This window comes from Bradyrhizobium sp. Ses1 (assembly GCF_059512365.1).
Genome location: NZ_JCAMOQ010000115.1, coordinates 1 through 7,090, shown reverse-complemented (window position 1 = coordinate 7,090; position 7,090 = coordinate 1). Strand labels below are relative to the sequence as shown.

Here is a 7,090-nt window from a genome sequence, read left to right as displayed (position 1 = left end):
CATCGGCAACAGACCAGCTTTGGTGCGTTCCTTCTTCAAGCATCCAGATGTCGCCTATATTTCTGACCTATGAGTAACAAATGCCCTCTGCGCGGCAGATTTACTTCAAGGCATATTGTAAGGCCTGGCCAGTCAAGGAGCCATGATGTTCGCAAGTGTAAAGGGACCGTCTTTCATTTTCTGGCCTGTCGGCTGCGGCGACAGCACGACCGTCGTCATCAGCGAAACCGAAGTCATGCAGATCGATCTGAACGACAAGATTATGGCCGAGGAGGACGATAACGAGCACATTCCTTTGGTCGATGAACTCGTGGCGAAACTGCCGCAACGGAACGGCAAGCCCTATCTCTCCTGTTTCGTCCTGACGCATCCGGACCAGGACCACTGCCGCGGCTTCGAGGATCTTCTCCAGCGCGTTGTGATCGGCGAGCTGTGGCACAGCCCGCATATTTTCCGGGAATACGAGGATGACAAGGTCCTGTGCAAGGATGCCGAGGTGTTTCGCGAGGAAGCGCGCCGCCGGGCAACGAAGACCATCAAGACCGCGGGCGACCCCGGCGCCGGTAATCGCGTGCGGGTTATCGGCTACAGCTCGCTGTTCGAGCCCGGCGAACGCTACCATAACCTGCCTGAGGAGTTCCGCACCCGACCCGGTTCGGAGATCACCATTCTCGACGGTGCAGCCGTCGGCGACCGCTTCCATGCCTTCATCCACGGGCCCTTCAAGGAGGGTGAAGCCGACGCCCGCAACGAGACCAGCGTGGCGATGCGGGTGATCATCGGCAGCCAGAATCATCCGATGTACGGACTTTTCCTCGGCGATGTTTCCTACCCGACCCTGATGCAGATTTTTCAGCAGACGCACGCCCACAACAATGACGCCATGCTGAACTGGAACGTGCTCCTCTCCCCGCATCACTGCTCGAAGAAGGTCATGTACGAAGACAATGTCCTTCAGCAGGACGCCATGGACGAGCTTCAGGCGCCACAGCTCGATATCGGCTATATCGTCGCAAGCTCGCCGGAATTCCCGGCATCGAATTCCTCTGGTGACAACCCGCCGCACATCAAGGCAAGGAACCGTTATGAGGAGATCGTCAACACGGCGTTCCTGTGCACCGGCGAATACAGCACGCCTGACAATCTGCGGCCGATCATCTTCAGCGTGAACGAAAACGGCGTCTTCCTCGACGATGAAGACTACGAAGTGTCCGATAGCGCGCGCAAAACCTTGGCAGCCGCTGTCGCGGCGGCTCGCGGCCGCGCGGCGCCTCCGACCGCCAAAGTCGGTTTCGGCCGCGAATGAAATCCGAGGGGCAGGCCTGGGCGCTCGAGCAACTCGCCGAAATCGTCCAAGCTTCCTCCGGTTTGCTCGAGATTATCGATACCGTCGAGCCGACCGAAGATGGAGAAGCCGTACTCGTTACCCTTTCGGTGAACTGTTCCGGATACCAGCGTAAGCTAGGCGGAATTCCTTTCAAGGCGCGTGAACGCCTGCTTCTGAAGATTCCGGCCAATTTCCCCTTGGAGGTGCCGCGCCTGGACTTCTCGCACAAGCGCTACGGCGACTTCTCGCATGTGCAATGGGGCAGCTACATCTGCCTTTATCAGTCGACCGACAGCGAGTGGCAGCCGGAAGACGGCCTCTTTGGCTACATGCAGCGCGTCGACGACTGGCTTTGGGCCGCCGCAGCGAATGAACTCGATCCAGCGGGAATGCCGCTGCACCCGCCCGTCACCTATGCGGTCAGCAGCCTGAAGATTGTTCCGACACTGAATACGCCAGTCGTCGAACCACCGTTTTGGGCGGGATACGCGAAGATCACCCGCGAGAACGAGAACCGCGTCGAACTCGGGGAATGGATTGAGAACTCCGCTACTATTCCCGATGGCCGTCTGGCCGCCGTTGTGCTTCTCCACACTGGGATGCCGCACGAGTATCCCAAGTCGGTCTCCGGGCTTCTCGATGAGTTAACGGCCCGCGGCCTCCCGATCCAAGTCATCCGGCTGATGATTCAGCTGGGCGTACTCAGAGGCGAAAGCGGTCAGCCGCTCATCTTCATTCTGGGCGCCGCCATGCGTGGGATCGCCGGCGGCCAACGCCTTCAACATTTGGCTGCCTGGCGCATCGATGCGAAGCGCGTCGATGAAATGCGCACGGCCATCAGGGCCTCTACTGACGATAAACCCAGTGACGTCGCTGAATTCTATGAGTGGGCTGCCACGGCCACGATTGAATGGTGCGGGGTTCTTGAGGATCGACCCGAAATCGTCACCAGACGAGACGCCGAAAGCGCTTCGGCCTGGTGGGCGGGCCGTCATGTCGTTCTTCTCGGATGTGGGGCGATTGGCAGCGCGGTCGCCATGCTGCTTGCCCGGGCCGGCGTGGCCAAGCTGCAGCACTACGACAAGGATGTAGTCAAGCCGGGTGTTCTGGTCAGGCAGATGTTCGACCGATATCAGATCGGCGCCAATAAAGCGAAGGCAACGGCCGAGAACGTCCGATATGCCAACTATGCCGTCGAGGCGCTCTCGTCGCCCGCCGATATCGTCAGATTGCTTGAAGTCCCGGAGCGCCGCGCGGACATCCTGGCCGCTGATGTGATCATCAACGCGACCGCCTCGACAATGGTCGCGACCTCACTGGAGAAACAGTTTCGGACTTTGCCAAAGATGCATCCGCCGATTGTCTCAATGGCTCTGGGGCACAAGGCGGACCAGGGTTTGATGACGATGGCTCTGCAAACGGTCCCGGGCATCACGCTGGACCTCGATCGTCGCGCCAAGATAGCGCTGTCGAATCTTACAAAGGGAAAGCGGGTCCTTGACGAATTCTGGCCGGTGAGCCCGGATCGGACCCGTCTGTTTCAGCCAGAACCCGGCTGTTCCAGTCCGACGTTCCGCGGCTCGGCGGCTGACGTGATGGCGCTCACCGCTCTGATGACGAACGTCGCGAGCAGATGGCTGGCAAGTCCCTCGCCTGTGGCCGCGCGAGCCCGGTCCTTCGACCTGACAGGTCAGCGTACCGGCGCGCTCGACGAGTTTGAGTTCGAGTGGCCCACGGACATTGTTCTCGTCGATGGACGGAACGGTTACCAGGTTCGTGTCACGCAGGCGGCTCTTGCAGGAATGCGGGCATGGATGCGCAGATCAGAGCGGGTTAACGGCCGGCGCGTCGAGACGGGTGGAATCCTGTTTGGCCACGCGGACGAATTCCTGAAAATCCTCTGGGTCGATGAAATCAGCGGGCCACCGTCTGACAGCGTTCAATCGCCGACTGCATTTGTCTGCGGCACGGCGGGCGTTTCGGAGATGAACGCCGAAAAGACCAAGAGGACACGGAAATCAGTCGCCTTCGTCGGCATGTGGCACACGCATCCGGGCGGAATTCCGCTGCCCAGCGACACCGACTACAGCGCGATGGCGAATCTTCTGACGAGCAAGGAATTCCAGGCCAAGCGTTTCTTGATGATCATTATCGGGGCTGATTCATCGCGGCCCCTCATTTCGGGAACCGTCTTTGAGCGAGCCGATTATCAACAGTAGCCCGCTGCCGAAGCGGCCGTTTATCGGGCTCGCCATGTCCGGCGGCGGCGCACGGGCGATGGCGTTTCATCTCGGCTGTTTGCGGGCGCTCCATGACAGAGGTCTGCTGGAAAAGGTGAAAGTTCTTTCCACCGTTTCGGGAGGCAGCGTCATCGGCGCCTGTTACGCCTACAGCCCGGATGACTTCGTTGCATTCGACCGAAAACTCGTCAAGCTGCTCCGGAACGGCATCCAGCGGATGATTCTGAAAGAGCTGCTGACCAGCACGCAATGGGTGAAGATCCTTCTCACGCTGGTCTTAAGCGGACTGCCGACATTTGTCCTTTGGTGCCTTTCGTCAATCCTGGCTGTCTGTCGACTCTTCACCGGCCTCCCGACACGACGTATCGAGCGCGCGCTTGCGGCGTTTCGGCAGTCGCGGCTGGTTTGGGGTAGCCTCACGACAGCATTCGAGCAGGCCCTGACCAGGCTCTTTGGATCGAAGACTGTCTGTGATGTTGCGCGTCCGGATTTGCAAGTGGTCATAAACGCCTGTGACCTGAAGACCGGAACCGCATTCCGTTTTGGCTCGCAACGGTCGGGAGGTTGGCGTTACGGGAAAATTGTTGGACCGGCTCCATCCGTCGCGAAGGCCGTGGCGGCCTCGGCCGCCTTCCCCATCGTCCTGCCGCCGCTTATCGAAACTTTCCAGTTCAGCAAAGCCGGCAGCACTCGAACCCAGACAGTCGTCCTGACCGACGGCGGCGTGTTCGACAATCTGGGAGTGTCCGTCCTGGAGCCCGGAAGAGACGGCGATATCACCGACACATACCCGGTGACGCATATTATCAGTCTCAACGCGGGACCAGGCCAGCTCGACGGGGGCGATCATCCCTTCTGGTGGACCGGCCGCGTCGCAAAGTCCTTCGAAGCGGTGCACCGCAAATCGCAAGACCACGTCTACTCCAGACTACACCGTCATGTGGAGACAGGCGACCTGGACGGCTTCGGAATGGTCTACCTCGGCCAACAGGATCACCGGCTTCCGTACCATCCGCCTGACCTCGTAACGCGCGACGAAGTTCGCGACCATCCAACAGATTTTGCGCCCATCTCCGCAAAAGACCTTACGCTGTTGACCAGCAGAGGCGAACAGCTCACGCACATTATCATCGATCGATATCTACCGCAGTTGTAGACTTGAACTCCGGATGCTCAGCGGATGAAAACAAAAGACTTCGCGTACGGAGACCTTATTTTTGTCATCTGGCCCGGCCCGGCTCTGTTCTAACAGCTCTTCGCACAGGCAAGCACCTACTATGGGCTTCACCGTTTTGGGCTTCGCCGATGGCGTTCAAGCGCACGGAGGACTGGTGCGTCGGCAACGCCGTCCGGAATGACCGGATCATCATCCGGATACAAGGCGATAAAATCTGGATCGCGTGGTCGCCAATTCGCCACGCCTCGCGAACATTCAGATCGTCCTTGAAGAGCGGTAAGTCATGAATGACCGCTGGGGGCTGGCCACCAGCCTGGAGGATAGCGGGAGCGAGAAAATAACAATGAAATGCGCGATGTGCGGCAAAGAACATTTCCAGGTTCTTTGGATCAGCCATGTCCATCCGCTTGACACGCGTTACAACAACAGCTTGCTCAAACGGCTTTGGATCTTTGATCACCTTCTCGACGTTCGTACTTAGAACGATCGAGTACGAAGATGGCTTGCGCCGATCGACACCCGTTATGAGGCCGATACGCAAGATTCCCTTTTCATCCTTCCGACCGAACTCCTTTCGCCAGTTCTCAAAAATCTTTCTAGCGGGCTCTTCCTTCTCAAACAGCAGAAGCAAACCTGGCGGGAAGTCTTCGTAGATGCCGACCGCCATGCCTCGCCATCGAGCCGCATCCCAAAGCTCCGTTTCGATCACCGACAATACGCGGCGTTGCTCATGCCTTAACCCATCAGTGCTGCGCAGTTCCGGGGGAGGCTCTCCCTCGCCGTATTTGACCTCTTCAGTCGCCGTGGGCGGTTCGGGTTGCTTCCCGAATGGGGGCATTGAGGCGCGCTTCAACGGAAACTGACAACTCTCATCGAGCCATGCCGAAAGTTCATAGACGGGAGTCGTCCCAACGACGTTGCTCGCACTCGTGAACGCATCGGCAAAGCTGAGCGAGCGGCCAAGCCCTTCCTCCGTGACGGCGATCCGTTCGAAGTATTTTGTCAGATCGGGGACATATAGAACACGCGGGATCAAAACGGCGAGCGAGTCCCGCAGAAAGCTTCGGAGACTTCCATCGACGGCCTCCCGCGTCGCGTCATAGGAATTTGAATAATTGATCCGCGCCAGATAGTCGGGATCATCCACTGCGATCTGGAAATCAGGGCCGTCTTCAACCGACTTTGCCGCAATGCGGATATTGATGCGCTGGCGATGCGGGATGGCATCGTAGTCAAGGCTGGTTGCGAAGAACGTCTCGACGAAGCCAACAAAGGCCTCGCCAATCCGGATGCCGATCTCGTTTGCGTCAACGGTTATTGTCCATTGGCACCCCAAGACCAAGGATTTCAAAAGGACAACCTCAGCGTCAAACAGTTCGATCGCCGATGGCAGATAGCTACCATCTGGCGTCCGTGCGAGGCGCCCAAAATTTTCGTCCAGCTCAGCGTCGGACGTACCTTCCTTCACGTAACCTTCTGCAACCAGCGCTTTGTTGTCACTCAGCAAATAGAGCAGCGTCATGGACGCGCCGAACAAACCCAACTTCTCGAAGGTTTTGGGCAGACGATCCATCGCGGCAAGCTGCCGAAGAGACGATCGAAACAGAAGCACCGCGAGCACACGGTCTTGGTCTAGAGATTGCGCGATAAAAGCTTCTTTTCGCTCATCGTCCAGCTGAAGAAAATTGGCGAGCAACTGCCCGAAATTCGCGTAGTTTAGAACATGCGGCAACCGTCCGAGCTGCAGCTCGATCCACACGAGTTGCTGAACGCAGCGGAGCGCGGCAAGTTCGACCCGCCCCTCGCGAGGAAACTCCGATAGCGAATGTGAGGCAGCCGCCAAGAGCGTCGAATGAGCCGCCCAAAGCAGGCCAACCTTCTGATACGCGAGAGCGCAAATCATCAGGCAATGAACAAGGTCACGGCGGTGCTCATACTTGATCAGCTTTTGCTGCGCACGCCCGAGCAAGCGAATTGCATTGTAGTTGTCATCTGCATCAAGCTTCTGACGGCCACGGGTCAATAATGCTAGCCCTGCGGCACCTTCACTTCGGCGGCGCTCTAGTATCGGCAGAACGATCTCAAAGGCCTTGTCGTAGGCTGGATTCGATCCAAATACCGCCCCGATTTCTTCGAAAAATTGAGCGAACCGATCGAATGGATAGCCCCCCAAATGCTCGGCATCGCTGAAAATATTGGCCAACTCCTCCAGAGCTTCCGCTACTACCTTGTCGTCAAGCAGCCCTTCTTCTGTGAGACGTGTTGTACACAGAGCTGGCTCCGGTTGTCTGAACAGATTTTCCGCGTCGATAAGTGAAGCCCTCTGCCAAGGTTAAGCTGCCACGC

The 7,090-nt window shown here is 58.1% G+C and carries 4 protein-coding genes; 3 read left to right on the top strand and 1 reads right to left on the bottom strand.

The genetic code is table 11. The annotated features are described in order from the left end of the window. The first annotated feature begins 145 nt into the window (after nt 1-145). The 3 genes from mblB to AC5ZG5_RS45265 are packed head-to-tail and all read left to right on the top strand — an operon-like array spanning nt 146 to nt 4,723. The gene (gene mblB, locus AC5ZG5_RS45275) at nt 146-1,306 is read left to right on the top strand and encodes an anti-phage 6A-MBL system MBL-fold protein (RefSeq protein WP_456647080.1); all 1,161 of its coding nucleotides are present in this window, start codon (nt 146-148) and stop codon (nt 1,304-1,306) included. After that, a complete protein-coding gene (gene cap2-3, locus AC5ZG5_RS45270; protein WP_456647079.1) occupies nt 1,303-3,546 on the top strand; it encodes an anti-phage 6A-MBL system cap2_3 protein in 2,244 nt (747 codons plus the stop codon). The genes mblB and cap2-3 overlap by 4 nt, the downstream gene beginning before the upstream one ends. Then, entirely contained in the window at nt 3,521-4,723 is a 1,203-nt protein-coding gene (locus tag AC5ZG5_RS45265) for a patatin-like phospholipase family protein (protein ID WP_456647078.1), read from the top strand. Before cap2-3 ends, AC5ZG5_RS45265 begins: the two co-directional genes overlap by 26 nt. Nucleotides 4,724-4,787: 64 nt before the next feature. Here AC5ZG5_RS45265 and AC5ZG5_RS45260 read toward each other — a convergent pair whose 3' ends face one another. Next, a complete protein-coding gene (locus AC5ZG5_RS45260; protein WP_456647077.1) occupies nt 4,788-6,947 on the bottom strand; it encodes a hypothetical protein in 2,160 nt (719 codons plus the stop codon). Between the last annotated feature and the right edge of the window lie 143 nt (nt 6,948-7,090).

Bases quoted from the DNA above. Each gene is read 5' to 3' on its own strand.
- cap2-3 (WP_456647079.1), top strand. From the start codon at position 1,303: ATGAAATCCGAGGGGCAGGCCTGGGCGCTCGAGCAACTCGCCGAAATC.
- mblB (WP_456647080.1), top strand. From the start codon at position 146: ATGTTCGCAAGTGTAAAGGGACCGTCTTTCATTTTCTGGCCTGTCGGC.